This window comes from Bradyrhizobium betae (genome assembly GCF_008932115.1).
Classification (GTDB): Bacteria; Pseudomonadota; Alphaproteobacteria; order Rhizobiales; family Xanthobacteraceae; genus Bradyrhizobium; species Bradyrhizobium betae.
In genome coordinates this window covers 1,006,571-1,029,090 of sequence record NZ_CP044543.1, presented here as the reverse complement: position 1 = coordinate 1,029,090, position 22,520 = coordinate 1,006,571, and the positions used below count along the sequence as shown (strand labels likewise).

Annotated in this window: 17 protein-coding genes and 1 pseudogene; 12 read left to right on the top strand and 6 right to left on the bottom strand. The window is 64.7% G+C overall.

Going from position 1 to position 22,520, the window contains the following annotated elements; genetic code table 11:
• Positions 1-17: 17 nt before the first annotated feature.
• Positions 18-1,535 (bottom strand): M81 family metallopeptidase, encoded by a 1,518-nt coding sequence (locus tag F8237_RS05080; protein WP_151642691.1) that lies wholly within the window; start codon positions 1,533-1,535, stop codon positions 18-20.
• A gap of 253 nt (positions 1,536-1,788) precedes the next feature.
• Positions 1,789-3,528: a methyl-accepting chemotaxis protein gene (locus F8237_RS05075; protein WP_151642690.1), complete on the bottom strand. Its 1,740-nt coding sequence runs from the start codon at positions 3,526-3,528 to the stop codon at positions 1,789-1,791.
• A gap of 298 nt (positions 3,529-3,826) precedes the next feature.
• On the opposite strand from F8237_RS05075, the gene F8237_RS05070 reads away from it, so the two are divergent.
• The 4 genes from F8237_RS05070 (at position 3,827) to F8237_RS05055 (ending at position 10,316) form a co-directional block, all read left to right on the top strand.
• Positions 3,827-5,209, top strand: coding sequence for an ethanolamine ammonia-lyase subunit EutB (locus tag F8237_RS05070; RefSeq protein ID WP_151642689.1), 1,383 nt, complete (start codon positions 3,827-3,829; stop codon positions 5,207-5,209).
• A gap of 156 nt (positions 5,210-5,365) precedes the next feature.
• Positions 5,366-6,952 (top strand): B12-binding domain-containing radical SAM protein, encoded by a 1,587-nt coding sequence (locus F8237_RS05065; protein ID WP_151642688.1) that lies wholly within the window; start codon positions 5,366-5,368, stop codon positions 6,950-6,952.
• Between the two features lie 6 nt (positions 6,953-6,958).
• Positions 6,959-7,744: an ethanolamine ammonia-lyase subunit EutC gene (gene eutC, locus F8237_RS05060; RefSeq protein ID WP_151642687.1), complete on the top strand. Its 786-nt coding sequence runs from the start codon at positions 6,959-6,961 to the stop codon at positions 7,742-7,744.
• Between the two features lie 205 nt (positions 7,745-7,949).
• On the top strand, positions 7,950-10,316 hold the full coding sequence (locus F8237_RS05055; RefSeq protein WP_151642686.1) for an efflux RND transporter permease subunit: 2,367 nt from the start codon (positions 7,950-7,952) through the stop codon (positions 10,314-10,316).
• Between the two features lie 100 nt (positions 10,317-10,416).
• On the opposite strand, the gene F8237_RS05050 is transcribed toward F8237_RS05055, so the two are convergent.
• Positions 10,417-10,914 (bottom strand): hypothetical protein, encoded by a 498-nt coding sequence (locus F8237_RS05050; protein WP_151642685.1) that lies wholly within the window; start codon positions 10,912-10,914, stop codon positions 10,417-10,419.
• Between the two features lie 463 nt (positions 10,915-11,377).
• Between F8237_RS05050 and F8237_RS36040 the strand changes: the two genes are divergently transcribed.
• The 8 genes and pseudogenes from F8237_RS36040 to F8237_RS05010 all read left to right on the top strand — a co-directional run bounded on the left by F8237_RS36040 (position 11,378) and on the right by F8237_RS05010 (position 18,413).
• Positions 11,378-11,611: a hypothetical protein gene (locus tag F8237_RS36040; RefSeq protein WP_015687467.1), complete on the top strand. Its 234-nt coding sequence runs from the start codon at positions 11,378-11,380 to the stop codon at positions 11,609-11,611.
• Positions 11,612-11,802: 191 nt separating this feature from the next.
• Entirely contained in the window at positions 11,803-12,687 is an 885-nt protein-coding gene (hpnC, locus tag F8237_RS05040) for a squalene synthase HpnC (protein WP_151642684.1), read from the top strand.
• Positions 12,677-13,516 (top strand): presqualene diphosphate synthase HpnD, encoded by an 840-nt coding sequence (gene hpnD / locus F8237_RS05035; protein WP_151642683.1) that lies wholly within the window; start codon positions 12,677-12,679, stop codon positions 13,514-13,516. Before hpnC ends, hpnD begins: the two co-directional genes overlap by 11 nt.
• Positions 13,516-14,784 (top strand): hydroxysqualene dehydroxylase HpnE, encoded by a 1,269-nt coding sequence (gene hpnE / locus F8237_RS05030; protein ID WP_151642682.1) that lies wholly within the window; start codon positions 13,516-13,518, stop codon positions 14,782-14,784. The genes hpnD and hpnE overlap by 1 nt, the downstream gene beginning before the upstream one ends.
• Before the next feature lie 51 nt (positions 14,785-14,835).
• Positions 14,836-16,818 (top strand): squalene--hopene cyclase, encoded by a 1,983-nt coding sequence (shc, locus tag F8237_RS05025; protein ID WP_151642681.1) that lies wholly within the window; start codon positions 14,836-14,838, stop codon positions 16,816-16,818.
• A complete protein-coding gene (locus F8237_RS05020) occupies positions 16,815-17,564 on the top strand; it encodes a phosphorylase (protein WP_162005879.1) in 750 nt (249 codons plus the stop codon). Before shc ends, F8237_RS05020 begins: the two co-directional genes overlap by 4 nt.
• A gap of 195 nt (positions 17,565-17,759) precedes the next feature.
• A pseudogene (locus F8237_RS05015) lies at positions 17,760-18,034 on the top strand (AbrB/MazE/SpoVT family DNA-binding domain-containing protein).
• On the top strand, positions 18,021-18,413 hold the full coding sequence (locus F8237_RS05010; RefSeq protein WP_151642679.1) for a type II toxin-antitoxin system VapC family toxin: 393 nt from the start codon (positions 18,021-18,023) through the stop codon (positions 18,411-18,413). Before F8237_RS05015 ends, F8237_RS05010 begins: the two are co-directional and overlap by 14 nt.
• Positions 18,414-18,661: 248 nt before the next feature.
• Here F8237_RS05010 and F8237_RS05005 read toward each other — a convergent pair whose 3' ends face one another.
• The 3 genes from F8237_RS05005 to ispH form a co-directional block, all read right to left on the bottom strand.
• Positions 18,662-19,570 (bottom strand): outer membrane protein, encoded by a 909-nt coding sequence (locus tag F8237_RS05005; RefSeq protein ID WP_244626075.1) that lies wholly within the window; start codon positions 19,568-19,570, stop codon positions 18,662-18,664.
• Positions 19,571-20,356: 786 nt separating this feature from the next.
• On the bottom strand, positions 20,357-21,517 hold the full coding sequence (gene hpnH / locus F8237_RS05000; RefSeq protein WP_151642678.1) for an adenosyl-hopene transferase HpnH: 1,161 nt from the start codon (positions 21,515-21,517) through the stop codon (positions 20,357-20,359).
• Between the two features lie 36 nt (positions 21,518-21,553).
• Positions 21,554-22,480: a 4-hydroxy-3-methylbut-2-enyl diphosphate reductase gene (gene ispH / locus F8237_RS04995; protein ID WP_151642677.1), complete on the bottom strand. Its 927-nt coding sequence runs from the start codon at positions 22,478-22,480 to the stop codon at positions 21,554-21,556.
• Positions 22,481-22,520: the final 40 nt, after the last annotated feature.

The window sequence follows — 22,520 nt, the reverse complement described above, 5'->3', positions numbered from 1 at the left end:
AAGCCCGGGCCGGCAGATCAGCCCGCCGGGATCTCGTCGAGCGGCCAGACGGGACGGCGGACTTTTCGGTAGGACAGCTTGGTGTGGTCAAAGGTGGCAAGGCCGCCGCTGTCGGCCAGGATCACCTCCTTGGCCATCGGCCCGAAGGCAGCCCGGAAGTGGTGCGCGGACTTGACCGCGACGATGCGGAATTGAGCCGGTTCTGCGCCGAGAATGCGGAACATTTCCTGATCGTAGGTCTGCAGCGTGTTGGTCGAAATCGCGATGGAGATGCCGTTGACCTCGAGCAAGGCCGCGGGCCCCAGCGTCATGGGCTGACCGGCATTCATCGGCCCCTCGCAGACGAAGGCGCCGCCCGACAGGCCCGTCACCCGTCCGGTCAGCGTCAGCGGAGGTCCATAGCTGGCGGGATCGCGCTTGGCGCCGACGACGACATCGAGGCTGGCCCCGAGGCCCGCTTCATGGCAGCGGGCCGCGGCTTCGGGATCGCCGAGGACGCCGAACAGCACGCTTCGGACCTCGGCCTGCAGCAGCGCCTCCAGCAGGCGCACACCGTCGCCGTAGGCGCCCGAACCCGGGTTGTCGCTGAAGTCGGCGATCACGAGGGGGCGGGTATCCGCGGCATCGGCTGCGGCTGAGACGGCAAGTTGCGTCGCGGTCGGCAAGTCGAGCACCGTGACGGTGGCTTCGGCGCGCCGGCGGACCATCTCGTCGTTGAGCGCGGTCGCGGCCTGCCGGGCGGCCGCCTCGGCGGCGTTGTGGGAGGCATCATAGGTGACCTGAACGCTGGGGCCGACCTCGGCAATGTCCGAGCGGCTGAAGCCCGCGCAGACGTCGACGGACAGAAGGCCGGGCGTTTGCGTTTGCATCTCCGCGGCGCGCGCCAGCAGGTCGCTCATCACGCCGCCCTGGGTCCGGCCGTGATTGCATCCCTCGAGCAGAGGTCCCTGCAGGCGGAAGACTTTCGGGCGGGTCTTGCCGTCCATCGCCGACTGCAGCAGTTCAGCGGCGCGGAACGCCGTTTCATACTGGTCGATATGCGGGTAGGTTCGGTAGGGCAGCATGATGTTGGCCAGCCGGCCCATCCGTTCGGTGACGTTGGCATGCAGATCGAGCGTCACCGCGATCGGGATCTTATCGCCCAGGCGCTTGCGCAAGCCTTCGAGCAGCGCCCCCTCGGCGTCGTCGTCTGTCTCGGTCACCATCGCGCCATGCAATGCCAGGATGACGCCGTCGAGCGGCCCCGTTTCGCAGGCCGCGTAGACCAGGCGCTGCAGTTCGGCCCAGCACTCGGCCGTCACCTTCCCGGATGGGGTGGCCGAGGCGGCGATCGGCTGCACCAGGGTCCAGCCGTAACGTTTGGCTGCGGCCAGATGGGCGGCGATCTCCATTCGGGTGTCGGCCAGCGCCGGCGCGATCTCGGCATCGAGGAGAAATAGTCGCTTTCGATAGTCCTCGAGCGTGGTTGGAACGATCGAGAAAGTGTTGGTCTCGTGGGCAATCTGCGCCGAGAGAACGCGCCGCGTCTGGCTCATGGAATTCCTTCTTGGTCTTGCTTGTACAATCTGACGAAAGTTCAGTCGCGCCGGCGCACGTTGATCTCTTGCCGCGATGGATCAGTATCGCGGGATGAGGCAAAATGCGAATCGAAGTGTGGGGCTATCGCACGTGGGGAAAAACACGGCAGAGAGCTCGCCTGTGGCCATCCTTCGAGACGCCCGCCTACGGCGGGCCCTCAGGATTAGGATGGAGTGCGTGGCTGCTATTTCCGCAGCGGCGGACGTGGCGTCATCCCGCCTTGGCGCTACGGCCGTCCGCCGACCCCGAGCGCAGGTTCTGGAAGAACTTTTCCACCTCGCGCGACAGCGTGTCCGCCGTCGTGGTCAGGCTGCTCGCCGCCGTCAGCACCGAGGATGCCGCCGTGTCGGTCTCGCCGATGGCGTCGCGGAGCGAGGCGATGTTCGCCACGAGGGTCTCGTTGCCCTGCGCGGCTGATTGCGCGTTGGAGGAGATCTCGCGCGTGGCCGCGTCCTGCTGGCTGACGGCGCCGGCAATGGCTGTGGTGACCTCGTTGATCTCGTGCACCGCGCCGCCGATCCCGCGGACGGCATCGACCGCGTTGCGCGTCGACGCCTGGATCATGGTGATGCTCTCGCTGATCTCGGCGGTGGCCTTTGCGGTCTGGCCGGCGAGCGCCTTCACCTCGTGAGCCACGACGGCAAAGCCGCGGCCGGCTTCGCCGGCGCGGGCGGCCTCGATGGTGGCGTTGAGCGCGAGCAGATTGGTCTGCTCGGCGATGGCCTGGATCAGGCCAAGCGCACCGTCAATGCGCTGTGTGACGGCCGCGAGACTTTCGATCTCGGTGATCGATTTTTCGGTGCGCTGTCCGGTCTGCACGACCGCGCCGGCAGATTGCTGCACCTGGCGATCGATCTCCTCGACGGAGGCTGACAGCTCCTCGGCGGCACTCGCCACCGCGGTGACGTTGCGCGCGGCCCGCTCGGTGGCCTTCGCAGCCATGCCGGCGCGGCTGCTCGCGTCCGCGGTGACGCGGGTGATGGTTTGCGCCGTCTCGCGCATGACGGAGGCGTTGTCGCTGAGGCCGCGCATGACCGCGCCGATGGCGCCGCGGAATTCTTCGACCGATTGCTCGATGTGAAGGGCGCGCTGCTCGCGCGCCGCCGAGTCCAGCGAGACCTGCGAGGCGAGGTTGCGGTTGCGGCCCATCGCGTCCTGGAAGATCTGGATGGCGCGTGCCAGCGCCCCGATCTCGTCGGCGCGGTCGGAGTGCGGCACCACGACATTGTCTGCGCCGTCGGCGACCTGCTTGATGGTTGCCGTGATGGCCGAGAGAGGCCGCGCGATCGAGCGGGCGATGATGACGATGCCGATCACGACCAGCGCCAGCGCCACGCCGCCGAGGCAGGTCAGCACGAAGGACAACGTGCGATTGGTCTCGGTCTGCTGCGCGATCTGTTTGGCGCGCCCGGCATAGACCTTGGACAGCGCCTCGAGATCCTTGTTCAGCGCCGAGCGCACGGCGCGGTTGGCGTCGTTGTCGCCCCATTCGCGCCCAGCGGCCGCGTTGATCTCGACGCCGCGCCGCACCAGCTCCTTGCGGAAGTCGACGAACTGCTCGATGCGCTTCTTGAAGGTGGCAAACTGCTCGGCATCGTCGGCTTTGACGATGCCCTCCCAACCCTTCACGACGCTCAGGATCTGCTCGTTGAACTTGAGCAGGCCCTCGCCGTATTTCTTCACCACCGCCGGTTCGGCCGACATGTAGACGCCGCGCGACTCCATCACCACGGCATAGACCAGCGAGTTGACGCGCTCGACGTTCAGCGCCGCCGCGTTCGCGGTTTCGATCGCGCTGGTCAGCTCGGCGCCGCGGCGGCTGTTGTAGTCGGACAGCAGCGCGATCGCGGCGGTGAGCAGCGCGAACAACGCGAAGATCGCGTAGAGCTTGGTCGCGAGCGTGAAGCGGCCTGCCAGGCGGCTGGCATTCCCAGATCGGTCGGTGGTCATGGTGTTCAGGGGCCCGAATGGCCGGGAGCGGCCGGTGCGCGCGGTCGTTTAGAAAATTGATGCGAAACTATGCAGGAGGAAGGTGCATGCACGGTTAACGCGGGGGGGGCCGCGCGATGCAGCCGTTAGTCGTCGAAAAGTCAAGTTTTATCAGGTGTTTGCCGGGGCTGCGGCTTCCGCCGCGCGAAAGACATGGAATGCTGCAAGCATCGGCATGCGCAAAGGCTGCCAACCGCGTATCCCAGCGCGATAGACTGGTGCCATGTCGGCGATTTGCCGACGGACCCCGGAGGGGCTTTTGGTCTACCGCCACACCATCGACGCCACGACCTATACATTCCCTGATATGCGCGACCTCCTCGCCAAGGCGACGCCGCCGCGCTCGGGCGACCGGCTGGCCGGGGTTGCCGCCGGGAGCGCCGAGCAGATGATCGCGGCGCGGATGGCGCTGGCCGACGTTCCGCTTGGGCAGTTCCTGCAGGAAGCCGTCATTCCCTACGAAGCCGACGAGGTCACGCGCCTCGTCATCGACAGCCATGATGCCAAAGCCTTCGCGCCGGTGGCCTCGCTCACGGTCGGCGGCTTCCGCGACTGGCTGCTGTCCGATGCCGCCACGCCCGAGATCCTGCGCAAGCTGGCGCCCGGCATCACCCCGGAAATGGCGGCCGCGGTCTCCAAGCTGATGCGCAACCAGGATTTGATCCTGGCCGCGCGGAAATGCGAGGTCGTCACCGCCTTCCGCAACACCATCGGCCTGAAGGGGCGGATGAGCACGCGGCTCCAGCCCAATCATCCCTTCGACGATGCCAGGGGCGTCACCGCCTCGATCCTCGACGGCCTCTTGTTAGGCGCCGGCGATGCCTGCATCGGCATCAATCCGGCGAGCGACGATCCGGCCGTGATAGCGCAATTGCTGCGGCTGCTGAACGAGGTCATCGCGCGGCTGAAGATCCCGACCCAGGCCTGCGTGCTGACCCATGTCACCACGACGCTGTCGTTGATCGGGCAGGGCGTGCCGGTCGACCTGGTGTTCCAGTCGGTCGCCGGCACCGAGGCCGCCAACCGCAGCTTCGGCATCGACCTGGCGCTTCTGAAGGAAGGGCAGCAGGCCGGGCTGTCGCAGAAGCGCGGCACGGTCGGCCAGAACGTGATGTATTTCGAGACCGGGCAGGGCTCGGCGCTGTCGGCCAATGCCCATCACGGCGTCGACCAGCAGACCTGCGAGGCGCGCGCCTATGCGGTCGCCCGCGCCTATGCGCCATTGCTGGTCAACAGCGTGGTCGGCTTCATCGGCCCGGAATATCTCTACGACGGCAAGGAGATCATCCGGGCGGGGCTGGAGGATCATTTTTGCGGCAAGTTGCTCGGCCTGCCGCTCGGGATCGACATCTGCTACACCAACCATGCCGAGGCGGATCAGGACGACATGGACAATCTGCTGACGCTGCTCGCTGCCGCCGGCGTCACCTTCATCATGGGGGTGCCGGGCGCGGACGACGTCATGCTGAACTACCAGTCGACGTCTTTTCACGACGCGCTCTATGTCCGCGACGTCTTCGGCCTGCGCCGCGCGCCGGAGTTCGACGATTGGCTGGTGCAGGCGGGGCTGGCGGGTGCCGATTTCCGGCTGGCCGGCGATGCAGGCCTGCTGCCCGATTTTGCCTCGCGGCTGATCGCGTGAACGTGCAGTCGCGCGCCATCCACGGAAGTCAAGGAAACCATTGGCGCCCTTCGCGAATTAGGATGATGCCACAATATTGAGAAATTTCGGCGGCAGCGTTACGTTATATGTCCGGCTATTCCGCACCATATATCGAGCGTGGCTGGGGGAACTTTGATGCGAGCTGAAAGCAACGGTACGTCCCGGCGGATCCTCTGCTTGTTTCCGCGGTACACCTCTTCGTTCGGTACGTTCGAGCACTCCTATCCGCTGACCGACGGCGTCAGCGCCTTCATGCCGCCTCAGGGGCTGTTGCTGCTCGCGGCCTACTTGCCCGAGCAGTGGCAGGTTAAATTCGTCGACGAGAACCTCCGTCCGGCGACCAGGGACGAATTCGAGTGGGCCGAGGCCGTCTTCGTCAGCGGCATGCACATCCAGCGCCAGCAGATGAACGACATCTGCCGCCGCGCCCATGAGTTCGACCTTCCGGTCGCGCTCGGCGGGCCCTCCGTCAGCGCCTGCCCGGACTATTATCCGTCGTTCGACTATCTCCATGTCGGCGAGCTCGGCGACGCCACCGACCAGCTGATCGAGATCCTGTCGCGCGATGTCTCGCGGCCCGAGGAGCAGGTGGTGCTGACCACCAAGGACCGCGTGCCGATGACGGAGTTTCCGATCCCGGCCTACGAGCTTGCCGATGTGAAGAAATACATGCTCGGCAGCATCCAGTATTCCAGCGGCTGCCCCTATCAGTGCGAGTTCTGCGATATCCCGGGCCTCTACGGCCGCAATCCGCGCATCAAGTCGCCGGAGCAGATCATCGCCGAGCTCGACCGCCTGCGCGAATGCGGCATGACCGACACGGTTTATTTCGTCGACGACAATTTCATCGGCAACCGCAAGGCGGCGATGGACCTGTTGCCGCATCTGATCGAATGGCAGAAGCGGACCGGCTACGTGGTGCGGCTCGCCTGCGAGGCGACGCTCAACATCGCCAAGCGGCCCGAGATCCTCGAGAAGATGCGCGAGGCCTATTTCGTCACCATCTTCTGCGGCATCGAGACGCCGGATCCCGACGCGTTGAAGGCGATGCAGAAGGACCACAACATGATGGTCCCGATCCTGGAGGGCGTGCGCACCATCAACTCCTACGGCATGGAGGTGGTGTCCGGCATCATCATGGGTCTCGACACCGACAAGCCGAAGACCTCCGATGCGCTGCTGGCCTTCGTCGAGGAATCCCAGATTCCGTTGCTCACCATCAACCTGCTCCAGGCGCTGCCGAAGACGCCGCTGTGGGACCGGCTGGAGCGGGAAGGCCGCCTCATCGAAGACGACGGCCGCGATTCCAACGTCGATTTCCTGCTGCCCTATGACGACGTCGTCGCGTCCTGGAAGCACTGCATGGGCGTCGCCTACGAGCCCGAGAAGGTGTTTGCGCGCTTCCAGTATCAATGCGACCACACCTATCCCCACCGCCTCAAGATGCCGGTGCCGGACGAGATGAAGACCTGGCGCAACATCAGGCGCGGCCTCGTCATGCTGCGCAACATCTTCTGGAAGGTCGGCGTGCTCGGCGACTACAAGCGGGTGTTCTGGAAGTTCGCGCTGGGGCGCATCAAGCGCGGCGATCTCGAAGGGCTGATCGGCTGCACCCTGATCGCGCATCACCTCATCACCTTTGCGCGCGCCGCCTCCAGCGGCAAGCAGAACGCCTCGAACTACTCGATTCGGCTGCGCGAGGCCTCCGTTCCTGCCGAATGATGCGACATGTCTGATCCGGCCGTCCCCCGCCGCCCGACCCTCGATCTGCGGTCCCTCACGCCCGCTCGCGTCGCGCTCGGGCGCAGCGGCGCGAGCGTGCCGACGCACGCTCTGCTCGATTTCACGCTGGACCATGCCCGCGCCCGTGACGCCGTGCATGCGGTCTTCGATGCGCCGCGGCTGGTATCCGATCTCGGCGCGCTTGGCCTCGTCGTCACCGAGGCGCGGAGCCAGGCGGCCGACCGCAGGGACTATCTGCGGCGGCCTGATCTCGGACGACAGCTCGATGTCGATTCGGCGAAGCTTCTGGCGCGAAGTGCCTCGCAGCCGTGCCGGCTCGCGGTCGTGATCGGCGACGGCCTGTCGGCGGCGGCGGTCCATGCCCATGCGGTCGAGCTGGTGAAGCATCTGCTGCCGCTGTTCGCGGAAGCGGATGGCGTCGCGATCGGCAAAATCGTCGTCGCCTCAGGCGCGCGCGTCGCGCTCGGCGACGAGATCGGCGCCATTCTCGGCGCGCAGATGCTGGTGACGCTGATCGGCGAGCGGCCGGGCCTGTCCGCACCGGACAGTCTCGGCGCCTATCTGACTTTCGCGCCGAGGCCCGGCCGCACCGATGCCGAGCGCAATTGCGTGTCGAACATCCACAAGGCCGGGTTGAGCTATGACGAGGCGGCGTTCAAGATCGCCTGGCTCGTGCGCGAGGGGCTGGCGCGGGAAGCAACCGGCGTGGCGCTGAAAGACGAGAGCGCGGACCGGGCGCCGCGTCGAATTGGCACGGCTTTGCCCGAATGACGGGCATTCCGGCAAAATCGCCGCATCTTGATCGGTTTGGCCACCCTTCGCCTGCTTGCGAGAAGGGTGATTGACCTGCTAAACCCCACGCGGCGATTTTCCGCGCATTTTCAACGGGCAAGCCTCCCATTGGTATGGCATTTTCAAGCCGTTCGCGGGGCGCAATAAGCTCACAGACCGAGCCGATTTAGGAACTGGACAAGGCATGCTCGAAAAGCACAGCGAGAGTGAGGTTCATGTCGACAAGGTCGAGCAGGGATCTGCGTCCTCGATCGCCTTTGGGCTTGAGCGCATCGGGCTGATCGCCGTCCGGGCGCCGATCGTTTCCTGCATCGTCCTGCTCGTGCTGATCGTCGGCGCCGTGTTCGGCATCCACCGGATCAAGATCGACGATTCGCTGTCGCAGCTGTTCCGCTCCAACACCCGTGAATTCCGCCAGTACGAAGAGGTGACGAAGAAGTTCCCGGCGGAGGAATTCGACGTGCTCGTCGTGGTCGAGGGCAAGACCCTGCTGGCGCGGAACAACCTCGAAAAGCTGCGCGACTTCGTCACCGACATGCAACTGGTCGAAGGCACACGCGGCCTGGTCTCGCTGTTCTCGGCGCGCCAGGCGCCGGCGCCGGGCAAGTTGCCGGCGGCGCTATTCCCGTCCGAGCTGCCCGAGGGCGCGGCCTATGACAAGTTCATCGAGACCGTCAAGAACAACGAGATCATCCGCGGCAAGCTGTTGTCGGAGGACGGCACGCTCGCGCTGATCGTGCTGTCGCTCGATCCGGAGGTGGTCGCTTCCAACAAGCTGACCAAGACCGTCGGCGACATCCGCGCGCTGATGAAGGAAGACCTCAGCGATACCGGCCTCAACGTGCAGCTCTCCGGCGTCCCGGTGATGCAGCTCGAGATCCGCAACGCGGTCGAGCGTGACGGGCTCACCTACAACATCCTCGGCATCCTCGCCGGCTGCGTCATCGCCATCATCTTCTTCCGGAAGATATCGTTCATGGTGGCGGCGGCGTTCCCGCCGATGATCGCGATCCTGCTGGCGCTCGGCGCGCTCGGCTGGGCCAATTTCAATCTCAACATGTTCCTGAACGTGATGACGCCGCTGATCATGGTGATCAGCTTCTCGGACTCGATGCAGCTCACCTTCGCCGCGCGCGACCGGCTGATCGCGGGCCAGGACAAGTTCACCGCGTTCAAGAACGCGGTGCTGGTGGTGGGCCCGGCCTGCGTGCTGACCCACGGTACCGCCGGCATTTCCTTCATCGCGCTCCAGTTCTCCGACTCCGACCTGATCCGCAAGTTCGGCGAGGCGGGGCTCGCCGCCACCATCATCGCGCTGGTCGCGGTGTTGTCGCTGGTGCCGGTGTTCGGCGTGCTGCTGGTGCGCAACGAGAAGATCTTCGCGACCAAGTTCCAGAGCGCGGATGCCGGCGTGCAGGCGCTGCGCAATTTCTGCTACTGGATCGCGGTGCGCATGGTGGGCCGGCCCGGCCTGTTCAGCCTGATCGCGGTGCTGTTCGTCGCGGGCCTCGGCGTCATCTACGCCAATCTGGAGCCGCGCTACCGGCTCGCCGACCAGGTGCCGGACAAGCGTCAGGCCGTTGCCGCCAGCGACCGGCTCGACGCCAAGCTCACCGGCGCCAACCCGGTGAACGTGCTGATCGAGTTCCCCAAGGATGAATCGCTCTACTCGCCGGAGACGCTGCAGACGATCGCGGACGTCCACGCCACCGTGGAGAAGGCGGCGGGTGTCGGCAATGTCTGGTCGGTCGAAACCTTGCGCCGCTGGCTGGCGGAAAAGGCCGGCAATGCCGACGTCGCGACGCTGAAGGAATATGTCAGCGTCATTCCGGAGCATCTGGTGCGGCGCTTCATCGATGCCGAGCAGGACGCCGTCGTGGTCGCCGGCCGCGTGCCGGACAAGGATTCCAGCCAGCTGCTGCCGATCGTTGACAAGCTCGATTCCGAGCTCGACGCCGTCCGCAAGAAGCATCCCGGCTACGAAGTGGCGGTCACGGGTCTTGCCGCGATTGCCGCGCGCAACTCGGCCGGCATGATCGAGAAGCTCAACCGCGGGCTCACCGTCGAATTCGCCCTGGTCGCGATCTTCATCGGCCTCGCCTTCCGCTCCTGGGTTGTGATGCTCGCCTGCATCCTGCCCGGCATCTTCCCGGTGGTGATGTCGGGAACGGTGCTGTGGGCGATGGGGGAGGGGCTGCAATTCGCCAGTGTCGTGGCGTTGACCGTTTCGTTCGGTCTGGGCTTGAGCGCCACCATCCACTTCCTCAATCGCCTCAGGCTGGAGAGCAAGCCGGGCGTCGGTTCGGCGCTCGCTGTCGAGCGCGCGACCGTGCTGGTCGGGCCGGCGTTGATCCTGACCACGCTGGTGCTGGCCTGCGGCCTCGTCGTCACCGTGTTCTCCGACCTGCCGTCGCTGCGGCTGTTCGGCTGGCTCAGTGCCTTCTCGATGGTGATGGCCCTCGTCGCCGATCTCTTCATCCTGCGGCCGACGGCGATGTGGCTGATCAACCTGCACGCCAGGCTGCAAGGCTCGGACAAGCCGGCGATCTGAGAACTCGCGGCCGACGATGCGGTCCGCAATGGAAAAACCCCCGGTTCGCGAGAACCGGGGGTTTTTGTCTTGATGTGAAGATTTGAAGTACGGCGGGCGATCAGCCCTTCGTCATCGTGATGTTGACGCCGCGAATCTCGCCCTTGGAGCTGATCTGCACGGTCTGCTTGGTGCCGTTGGTGCGGAGCGACAGATTGGCGGCGAAGCCGTTGGCCTCGACGAACACTTCGATCTGGCCGCCGCCGGCGGTGCCCTGCAGATTGCCGAAGATGTTGCGGCTGGACTCGCTCCAGTTGCCGGAGATGCGGTCGCCCTGGCTCGTCACGTCGCTGGTGAGGTTGAACTTGTAGCTGTCGGACGCGCAGTGCAGCGCCTGCTTGAGGTTGAGGCCGCTGCCGGCGACCTTGTAGTCGGCCTTGCAGCGGATACGCTCGGTGGAACCGTCGGACAGCGACACCGTGCCGGTGCCGGTCCACGCGCCGTCGAAACCGGCGAACGGCCCGGACGACTGAGCATGGCTTGCCGAGACTGAAAAGAGCAGCGCAGCCCCGATGCCGGCCGCCTTGATCGCCTGTCCAGATCGTCCAAAGAATTGCATTTTGAATATCCCGTTTTCGAACGACGTTCGCTGACTGTCTAGAACGTCTCGCCACATCGAAAGTTTAGTGTTCCGAGCCTGTGTCAGGTTCAAAGCCTGACCGCCAGAGATGGCGGTTCACCACGCCCCTTGCAACAGGCTCCGATACTGCAACGCCCGGTGTTTCGATGTGTTTCCGCCAAAAAAGGCCGGTCGAGAGATGCAGCACTGCAACAGGTGCGCGGCAAAACGCGGCGTTACTGAATTATGACGTAGTATCAATCTCTTACATCTGCCAATGAAACTTGGGCGAAGGCCTGGTTTGGTGAGCGCGGCGCCAATTTGGCCGCATTTACCAGCGCTTGTGCCTTCTCCGAATGCCGCGCTTTCCGCGGCGAACTTGCCACCAGAACCATCCGTTCCGGCCGTCCGCCCTGTGCTGCCCGGGATCGGTGCGATTCTGCCGTCAGAACGAAGGAATACAATGCGTAAGCTTCTCGTCGCTCTCACCCTGCTGTCGGCATCCCTTTCGACGGCGGCATTCGCCCAGGCAGGACGCGGCACGGACGCCGAACAGAAGGCCTGCACGCGCGATGTGCAGAAGTTCTGCCGTCCGGTCATCGACCAGGGCGATTTCACCATCCTGGCCTGCCTCAAGGAAAATCGCCCCAAGATCTCGCAGGCCTGCGACCAGGTTCTGAAGAGCCACAACCAGTAAGCTCGGCCGCTGGCCTACAAAAGGCGGACCCGGGCCGCCTTTTCGGGGCCGATCGGCGCCGGCTGCCATCGACAGACAGGATTGGTTTTGCGGCCGTATTCCCCTATATGGGGGCCGCGGCGGCATCGCCGGCATGAGCCTGCGCAAGCGAAAAAGCCCTTCCTGTCCAAACGATTGTTGACCAGCCCTCGATGACCTCTGCGAGCGAATTGCGATCCGGCAAGGGTGACCGCGACGAGAATTTTCCCGTCGCGTCCTGGATCATTCATCCGCGTCATCGTGCGCTGATCCTGGCGTACTACAATTTCGTCCGCACCGCCGACGACATCGCCGATCACGCGACGCTGCCGCCCGACCAGAAGCTCTCCTATCTCGACCTGCTCGAGGCGGAGCTGCTCGGCAACGGCGACACCCAGGCTGAAGCCGTCATTCTGCGGCGCGCATTGGCCGAGCGCGGCATGGCGCCGCGCCATGCGCTCGACGTGCTGATCGCGTTCCGCATGGACGTGACCAAGCTGCGCTACGAGGACTGGGACGAGGTCATCCACTATTGCCGCTATTCGGCAATGCCGGTCGGCCGCTTCATGCTCGACGTCCATGGCGAGAGCACATCGACCTGGGCCGCATCGGACGCGCTCTGCGCAGGCCTCCAGATCAACAACCATCTGCAGGATTGCGGCAAGGATTTCCGCGAGCTCAACCGCGTCTATCTGCCGCGCGATGCGCTGTCCGCAAGCGGCGCCTCGGTCGAGCAGCTTGGCCTGACGCAGTCGCCGCCGGCGATGCTGGCCTGTCTTCAGGCGCTCGCCGCGCGCAACGAAGCGCTGCTCGACGAGGGCAGGTCGCTGGCTGCGGAGATCCGGGACGTCCGCCTCGGCATCGACGTCGCGGTGATCCAGGCCTATGCCGACCGTATCGTGCGCCTGTTGAAGGTGCGTGATCCGCTGCGCGAGCGCGTGCATCTGAACAAGTTCGAGCTTCTCATCTTCAGCCTTGCCGGGATGATCGGCGAAGTCGGCCGCCGGGCGATCGGACGCAAGGCCATTTCCAGACCGGGGACTGCACATGACGCTTGAGGCGACCTCGCCCGGCGCCAATTATGGCTCGACCGCATCGAACAGCTCCTTCTACGCTGCGATGCGAATCCTGCCGCGCGACCAGCGCGAGGCGATGTTCCAGATCTACAGCTTCTGCCGCCAGGTCGACGACATCGCCGATTCCGACGGTCCGCGCGACGAGCGGCTCGTCGCGCTTCAGGAATGGCGCAACGACATCGACGCGCTCTATCAGGACCATCCGCCGCCGCGCCTTGCCGACTACGTCGGCTCGGTGAAGACGTTCAGGCTGAAGCGGGAGGATTTCCTCGCCATCGTCGACGGCATGGAGATGGACGTGCCGCAGGACATCCGCGCGCCCGACATGGCGACGCTCGATCTGTACTGCGATCGCGTCGCCAGCGCCGTGGGACGATTGTCGGTGCGGGTGTTCGGCCTGCCCGAAGAGGACGGCATCCTGCTCGCTCATCATCTCGGCCGCGCGCTCCAGCTCACCAACATCCTGCGCGACATCGACGAGGACGCCGGCCTCGGCCGGCTGTATCTGCCGCGCGAGGCGCTGCTGCATGCCGGCATCACCTCCGACGATCCGAACCGCGTGATCGTCGAGCGCGCACTGGCGAAGGTCTGCCTGCCGCTGGCACAGCGCGCGAAGACGCATTTCGAACAGTCGGACGAGATCATGAACCGCAACAAGCGCCGCGCGGTGCGCGCGCCGCGGATCATGTCGAAATACTATCACGCCATTCTGGATCTGCTGATCGCGCGCGGCTTCAACGCGCCGCGTGAGCCGGTGCGTGTGTCGAAGGTCACACGCATGCTGATCCTGCTTCGTTACGCTTTCATCTGATGCAACACACAGCTCACATCATCGGTGCCGGCATTTCCGGCCTCTCCGCCGCCGTGCGGCTCGCCAATGCCGGCTTCAAGGTCGCCGTGCACGAGGCGACGCAACAGGCCGGCGGCCGCTGCCGTTCCTATTTCGACGGCGCGACCGGTCTCACCATCGACAACGGCAATCACCTGCTGCTGTCGGGCAACAGCCACGCGCGGGCCTATGCCCGTTCGATCGGCACCGAGGCCGGCCTCGTCGGTCCCGAGAGCGCGCAGTTTCCCTTCGTCGACCTCACGACCGGGCAGCGCTGGCAGATCGATCTCGGCAAAGGCCGGCTGCCGACCTGGGTGCTCGACGAGAGCCGCCGCGTTCCCGACACCTCGCTCACCGATTATCTCAAGCTGGCGCCGCTGATCTGGGCGTCGGAGCAGACGCTGGTCGGCAAGTCGATTCCGACCGAAGGCGTGCTCTATCAGCGCCTGGTGCAGCCGCTGCTGCTGGCGGCGCTCAACGTCGATCCGCCCGAGGGCTCGGCCGGGCTTGCCGGCGCGATCGTGCGCGAGACATTGCTGGCCGGCGGACAGGCTTGCCGTCCGCTGATCGCACGCGAGGGGCTCAGCACAGTGCTGATCGAGCCTGCGGTGAAATTCCTGCAGGAGCGAGGCCACAGCGTTCAGCTCGGCCATGAACTGCGTTCGTTTGCGACCAGCGACGGCAAGGTCGGCGCGCTGAATTTTGGCGGCGAGGATGTGATCGAGGTCGGTGAGGGCGACGTCGTCGTGATGGCGGTGCCGCCGCGCGCCGCAGCTAGCCTGCTGCCGGGCCTGAAGACGCCGACCGAATTCCGCGCCATCGTGAATGCGCATTTCCGCTTCGAGCCGCCGCCGGGTTCGCCGCCGATCCTCGGCGTGATCGGCAGCATCTTCGAATGGCTGTTCGCCTTCCCGAACCGCCTCTCCGTCACCATCAGCAACGGCGATCGGCTGGTCGACATGCCGCGCGAGGAACTCGCGCAGGCGATCTGGAACGACGTCTGCAAGGCGGGCGGGGTGTCCGGCGACGTGCCGCCTCCGTTGCCGCCCTGGCAGATCGTGCGCGAGCGCCGGGCCACTTTCGCCGCCACGCCGGCCCAGAATGCCCTGCGTCCGGGGCCGGTCACCGCGCTGAAAAACCTGTTTCTCGCCGGCGATTGGACTGCTACGGGATTGCCTGCAACCATCGAGGGATCGGTTCGGTCCGGTGATCGCGCCGCCGATCTGGTTTTGGCCGCAAAGCGGCCCTGACGGGCAAAGGTCCCGGTCAATTTCAATCGACTATCGGAGCAATCGAGCGAGATGGATTCCGTGAACGCGACCAGCCGCGAAGCCAAAGAACCCAGGATCTTGGAATCGAAGATTCTGGAATCGAGCATTGCGTCGGCCACGGACGGCGTCATCGGCTTCCAGCAGCCGGACGGCCATTGGGTGTTCGAGCTCGAGGCCGACTGCACGATTCCGGCCGAGTACATCCTGCTGCGCCATTACCTCGCCGAGCCCGTCGACACCGTGCTCGAAGCCAAGATCGGCAACTATCTGCGCCGCGTCCAGGGTGCCCATGGTGGCTGGCCGCTGGTGCATGACGGCGAGTTCGACATGAGCGCCAGCGTGAAGGCCTATTTCGCGCTGAAGATGATCGGCGATTCCGTCGACGCGCCGCACATGGTGCGCGCGCGCGAGGCGATGCACGCGCGGGGCGGCGCCATTCACAGCAACGTCTTCACGCGCTTCATGCTGGCGATGTTCGGCGTCACGACCTGGCGCGCGGTGCCGGTGCTGCCGATCGAGATCGTGCTGCTGCCGTTCTGGTCGCCGTTCCACCTCAACAAGATCTCCTACTGGGCGCGCACCACCATGGTGCCGCTGATGGTGCTTGCCGCATTGAAGCCGCGGGCGAAGAATCCGAAGGGCGTCGGCATCGACGAATTGTTTCTCCAGGATCCGCGCTCGATCGGCATGACTGCGAAGGCGCCGCACCAGAGCCTGGCCTGGTTCGTGCTGTTCCGCGCGCTCGACGGCATTTTGCGCGTGGTCGAGCCGATGTTTCCGAAGAGCCTGCGCAAGCGTGCGATCGATGCGGCGCTCGCCTTCACCGAGGAGCGGCTCAACGGCGAGGACGGCATGGGCGCGATCTATCCGCCCATGGCCAACATCGTCATGATGTACGACGCGCTCGGCAAGGACGAGAACTTCCCCCCGCGCGCCATCACGCGCCGGGGCATCGACAAGCTGCTGGTGATCAACGACGACGAGGCGTACTGCCAGCCCTGCGTCTCGCCGGTGTGGGACACGACGCTGACCGCCCATGCACTGCTGGAAGCCGGCGGCGACAAGGCGGTGCCTGCGGCAAGGCAAGGCCTCGACTGGCTGATCCCGAAGCAGGAGCTCAGCGTGAAGGGCGATTGGGCGGTGAAGCGGCCGGACGTGCGTCCGGGCGGCTGGGCCTTCCAGTACAACAATGCCCACTACCCCGATCTCGACGACACCGCTGTCGTAGTGATGTCGATGGACCGCATGCGCCGAGAGCACGGCGTCGCCGGCTATGACGCTGCGATCGACCGCGGCCGGGAGTGGATCGAGGGCATGCAGAGCGACGACGGCGGCTGGGCTGCCTTCGACGTCAACAATCTCGAATACTATCTGAACAACATCCCGTTCTCCGACCACGGCGCGCTGCTCGACCCGCCGACCGAGGACGTCACCGCCCGCTGCATCTCGATGCTGGCCCAGCTCGGTGAGACCGAGAAGACCAGCAAGCACGTGGCCGACGGGATCGCTTACCTCCGGAAGACCCAGCACCCCGAGGGCTCCTGGTACGGCCGCTGGGGCATGAACTTCATCTACGGGACCTGGTCGGTGCTCTGCGCCCTCAACATGGCTGGCGTCCGCCACGACGACCCCATGATGCGCAAGGCCGCCGCCTGGCTGGCCTCGATCCAGAACGAGGACGGCGGCTGGGGCGAGGATGCCGTCAGCTACCGGCTGGACTACAAGGGCTGGGAGGCCGCGCCCTCGACCGCCTCGCAAACGGCATGGGCCTTGCTTGCCTTGATGGCAGCTGGCGAGGTTGATCACCCGGCCGTCGCCCGGGGGGTGGAGTACCTGATTGCAACACAGAACAAAAAAGGACTGTGGGACGAGCAGCGGTACACCGCCACAGGCTTTCCTCGTGTATTCTACCTTCGATATCATGGTTACCCGAAGTTCTTCCCGCTGTGGGCGTTGGCGCGGTATCGGAACTTGCGGAACACCAACAGCAGGGTGGTAGGGGTCGGAATGTGACTTTGGGGACGGGGGACTATCTTACCGCGGGCAATGCCATTGATCCGCGGCCGATCTTGATCGTGACCGGACTGGTTCAGGAGGCCCGCATCGCGGCCGGGCCCGGAATGGCCGTGATCTGCTCGTCGAGCAGCCCGACCCAGTTGCGGGCGCTCCTGACCGTGGTAGACCCCGAAACGATTCGCGGCGTGATCTCGTTCGGCGTGGCCGGCGGGCTCGACCCGACGCTGCGCTCCGGCGACGTCGTGCTGGCGACCGAGGTGCTCTCCGGCGATACCCGCTGGGCCGCAGGCCTGTCGCTCGGCGACGACCTCATCGACAGCTTGACCTCGGGCCGCCGCCGCGTGGTGCGCGGCAGCCTCGCCGGCGCCGAGGAAGTGGTCACCGGGCGCTCCGGCAAGGCGGCGCTGCATTCGGAGACCGGGGCCGCCGCCGTCGACATGGAAAGCCACATCGCGGCCGCCTACGCCGCCGAGGCTGGCTTGCCGTTCGCCGCGGTCCGCGTCATCAGCGATCCCGCCCACCGCGCGCTGCCGGCGATCGCCCGCGCCGCCATCAAGCCGAACGGCCAGATCGACCTCGCCGCCGTCCTGCGCGGCATCGTCCGCAATCCGGCCACGCTCCATGCGCTGGTCTCGACCGGCATCGACTTCAACCGCGCGCTGCGCTCCTTGCGCGGCTGCCGGGATTATCTGATCGGGACGGAGCTGATCGAGAGCGAGACGCTGGTGTCGAAGGCGGCCTGAGCGGGGGCGCCGATCTGACAAAAGAAAAGGCCCGGTCGCCATTGGCGATCGGGCCTTTTCTTTTGGGCGGCGCAATCGTCATCACAGGTGAGGTCGCATTCACTCAATGCAATCTCGGCACCGTCACCTAATGGCTTGAATGCGAGCCCATTCAAGCCTATCTTACGTTCGTCTTACCTCAGGAAGGGCGGGCCGATGGCCGGCGCGAAAAAGCTCACCACCACCGTTTCGACCAAGGGACAGGTCATCCTGCCCAGCGCCATTCGTCAGCGGCGGGAATGGGGGCGGGAACGCGGCTCACGGTCGAGGACACGCCGGAGGGCGTGCTCTTGAAGCCGGCGCCGGCTTTTGCCGAAACGCGGCCGGAGGACGTGTTCGGCGTCCTGGCCTACAAGGGCAAGCCGAAGACACTGGAAGAGATGGACGCAGGCGTGCTTGCCGAAGCCAGGCGGCGCCATGCTCGCGATTGATACCAACCTGATCGTCCGCTACCTGACGGGGGACCACGCCAAGCAGTCCGCTCGTGCACGCGCCTTGATCGACGGCGAGTCGGTCTTCGCCGCCGTCACAGTGATACTCGAAGTTGAATGGGTGCTGCGAAGCGCCTACGCGTACCCGGCGGCGGACGTCGCGCGCGCGCTTCGCGTCTTCGCGGGGCTTCCGACCGTCACGGTCGAGGACGGCGCGATGGTTGCGGTGGCGCTTGATCTTGCCGAGACCGGCATGGATTTCGCGGACGCACTGCATCTGACAAGATCCGGACATTGCGACGGTTTCGTCACCTTCGATCGCACGCTCATCAGGGCGGCGAAAGCGGCTGGGTATCAGGGAGTGCGCGACGCGTGGTAGTTGCGGCGACGTCAATTGACGCAGTGGGGCCTAAGTGCGCTTGACCGCTTGAATCGTCGTCGATGCATGCGCGCGGCCAATTGAATGCACTGGACTGCACCACTGACGTAAGACACGGTAGTTCCGGCGACATGTGTTCGTCTATCGCGCGGTTTGACTGGGCGGACTACGCTGACCCGATCCGCTCTACGCGCTGCCAACAAAAAGCCCGGCGCTGAGGCCGGGCTTTGAATTCATCAATGAAGACATCAGAAGTGGTAGTTCGCGCCGACGCGCACGACATGAAAGTCCAGATCACTGAAGTGCGTGCCGATGGTCGAAGCCGTCGTACCGGGAGTCGCAGGCGCCGTTGACGTGACGTTGCTGCTTCCGAGATTGACGTAGAGATACTCGGCCTTCAAGGAAACATTTCGCCAGGCGGCGTACTCAAATCCGCCACCCACCGCGTATCCGGTCAGGATTTTGGTCGTTGGTCCCGTGTAGCAGGCTGCCGCAGCCGCGCAGACAGCGCTCACGCCGCCGCCTCCCGCCACGGCGGTGAAACCGATCGTGTTGCTGAGAATGGAATCTTCGCGGACCGATCCGTAGGCGAAGCCGCCGGTGCCGTAGACGAGCAGCTTGTTGGTCGCGAGCAATCCGGCGCGCGCGCGAAGCGTTCCGAACCATTCGACATTCTGTTGCGCTTCGATCTGACCCGGTCGCCCGATAACCGCGTAGGGAGATGCCGCAGATCCCTTGATGTCGCTGCCCTGAAAATCCGCCTCAAAGCCGATCAACCAGTTCGGCGATACCTGCCAATTGTAACCAGCCTGCGCGCCACCGAGAACACCTTTGACATCGTAGGCGACCGGCGATGCGGCCGTACCGACGTTTCCAATGATCGAATTGGAGACGACATCATTCGCCGTAAAGGTCGCAACCGGATCATTGAACCCATAGCCAACGTTGAGGCCGGCATAGAAGCCGGTCCAACTTGCGACGGCGGCCATCGCTGGCGCTTTCGTGTAGTTGGAAGCAGCCATGTCGGCAGCCGACGCGGAGGTGGCCGCCAGCGCTGCGAGCGCGGCGAAAGCAATTCTTTTCAATTTCGTATCCTGAGGTTGGCTGGCGCCGTGATCGCCGCGACTAGACCAAGGCAGACGCAAAAATGCTGTCACTGCTGAGCCACAGGCGCGCAGTGCTCGCAGCCTATGGTTGGTCGCTGGCGTCAGGTTCGCCCATCGGATGGGACTACGGCGACGTATTGCGATATTACCAATGCAGTCCAGCACTGAAGATCATCTAGCCGGCCTCCGCGACCGCGGGGTGGTGGAGCTAAAGTGAGTTCGCAATCAACGAATCGCTTTTGACCGCGAGGAAGCGAAGATGATGCATGGCGGGATTGATCTGCATTCCAACAACTGCGTTGTGGTGATTATTCGGTGGATGCAATACGGCGCGGGAGTGGCTCTGAGCGACGTGTCACCAGCGCGATGATGGCGTGGGCGCTCCTCAGATCAACACATACAAGGTCATTTGGCCTCGGCAACTGACCCGGACTGCGCCAAGCAGGCACGATGGCATAATGCCACTGTTTTGCCCGACGCGTCAAATTGTTTTCGTAAAAATCGAATTCTTGCCGACTCTGGATCGTGTTGGCTCGCGACGTGTCTGGCTGCGCAAATCAACCCGCGCTGCGATGCTCGCCGTTTGCGGCTGATTTGATCGATGCTGCAATGGCTTGACGGAGCGGGTCCCGTGTCGGGCAGCGGTCGTGGCTCTACTGTGCATGGGGTTGTTTTTCATCTTTTTGCGGGAGGGCTCCCGGGCCAGACAAGCAAGGAGGGCAAGGAGCGTAGCCTCCGCAATGACTCCGTCCTCCCGAGGGCGCATGCGCCGAAAAAGCAAAAGGCCCGGTCGCCATGAGCGACCGGGCCTTTTTCGTTCGTGACTTGCGTGCGCGCTTACGCCGCCGTCGAAGCCTTCCGCGCGGCCTTCGCCTGCGCAGCCTCAGCTTCGTCCTTGCGGATCTCGGACAGGCGCTTCTGCACCTCCGACGAGAAGATGTACTGCGCCGGACGCTGCTTGGTCATGTCGATCTCAGGCGCCATCGGACCGGTGGTCCTGATGCCGCGCAGCGACACCCACATCGCCTTGATCGGGTTGTTGAGGGCTGCGGTCGCCGCGGTCGGCTCGTAGCCGCAATGGGCCATGCAGTCGGCGCACTTCTCGTACTTGCCGGTGCCGTAGGTCTCCCAGTCGGTGGTGTCCATCAGCTCCTTGAAGGTTTTTGCGTAGCCTTCACCGAGCAGGTAGCAGGGCTTCTGCCAGCCGAAGATGTTGCGCGCGGGCATGCCCCAGGGGGTGCACTCGTATTCCTGGTTGCCGGCGAGGAAGTCCAGGAACAGGCCGGAATGCATGAAGTTCCACTTCTTGCCCTTGCCCATCGCGAAGACGTCGCGGAACAGCTTCTTGGTCTTGGTGCGGTTCAGGAAGTGCTCCTGGTCCGGCGCACGCTCATAGGCGTAGCCCGGCGACATCGAGACGCCGACACCGAGCTCGACGGTGAGGTCGAGGAATTTTGCGATCTCCTCGGCCGGGTGGCCGTCGAAGATGGTGGCGTTGACGTTGACGGTGAAGCCGCGCGCCTTGGCTGCCTTGATCGCGGACACCGCGCGGTCGAACACGCCCTGCTGCGACACCGCCTTGTCGTGGTGCTCCTTCAGGCCGTCGAGATGCACCGAGAAGAACAGGTAGGGCGAGGGCTCGAACAGGTCGAGCTTCTTCTCGAGCAGCAGCGCGTTGGTGCAGAGCGAGACGAACTTCTTGCGCGCCACGAGGCCGCGCACGATCTCGCCGATCTCCTTGTGGATCAGCGGCTCGCCGCCGGGAATGGCGACCATCGGCGCGCCGCACTCATCGGCCGCGTCCCAGCACTCCTGTGCGGTCATGCGGCGGTTGAGGATCGCATCCGGATAATCGATCTTGCCGCAGCCGACGCAGGCGAGGTTGCAGCGAAACAGCGGCTCCAGCATCAGCACGAGCGGATAGCGTTTGCGGCCAAGCATTTTCTGCTTGAGCAGATAGGCGCCGATACGCATTTCCTTGAAGAAGGGGATAGCCATTACAAAGTTTCTTTCTGGGCTTGGAATTCGGGTGGGTCAGCTCGCAGCCAATTGGGCCGGAAGCCGGAATTCGATGTTTTCCTCGCGACCCGGCAAAACCTGGACCTTGACCGGTCCGATCCGCCGCATCGCTTCGATCACGTCATCCACGAGCACCTCGGGCGCCGAAGCGCCGGCCGTGACGCCGACGGTCCTGGCATCTTTCAACCATTCCGGATTGAGCTTGCTGCCGTCGGCAATCAAATAACTCGCAACGCCGGCCTCGGTGCCGATTTCGCGGAGCCGGTTCGAGTTCGAGCTGTTGGCAGCGCCCACCACCAAGATCACGTCGACCAGCTTGCTCATGTCCCTTACCGCAGATTGGCGGTTCTGTGTCGCATAGCAGATATCCCGGATGTCCGGGCCTTGAATATCTGTAAAGCGGGCCTGCAGGGCCGCAATAATGTCCTTGGTGTCGTCCACCGACAGGGTGGTCTGGGTGATGTAGGCCACTGGCGTATCCGCAGGCAAGGTCAGGGCGTTAACCTCTTCGACGCTCTGAACCAGCAGCACGGGGGCGGGAACCTGGCCCATCGTGCCCTCGACCTCGGGGTGGCCGGCATGCCCGATCAGGATCAGGGTGCGGCCCCTGGCGATGTAGCGCTTCCCCTGATTGTGAACTTTCGTGACCAGGGGGCAGGTGGCATTGAGCACCGGCAGGTCGCGCGCGGCGGCCTCTTCCTCGACGCTGCGGGCGACGCCGTGGGCGCTGAAAACGGTCACAGCCTTCGGCGGAACCTCGGACAGCTCCTCGACGAAGAACGCGCCTTTGTTCTTCAGGCTCTCGACCACGTATTTGTTGTGCACGATCTCATGGCGCACGTAGACGGGCGGGCCGTACTTCTCCAGCGCCCGCTCCACGATCTCGATCGCGCGCACCACGCCTGCGCAAAAGCCGCGCGGCTGCGCCAGATAAACTTCCATAGGACGCCCATCACGCAAGTTGCACCAATCCGCTTCTCAG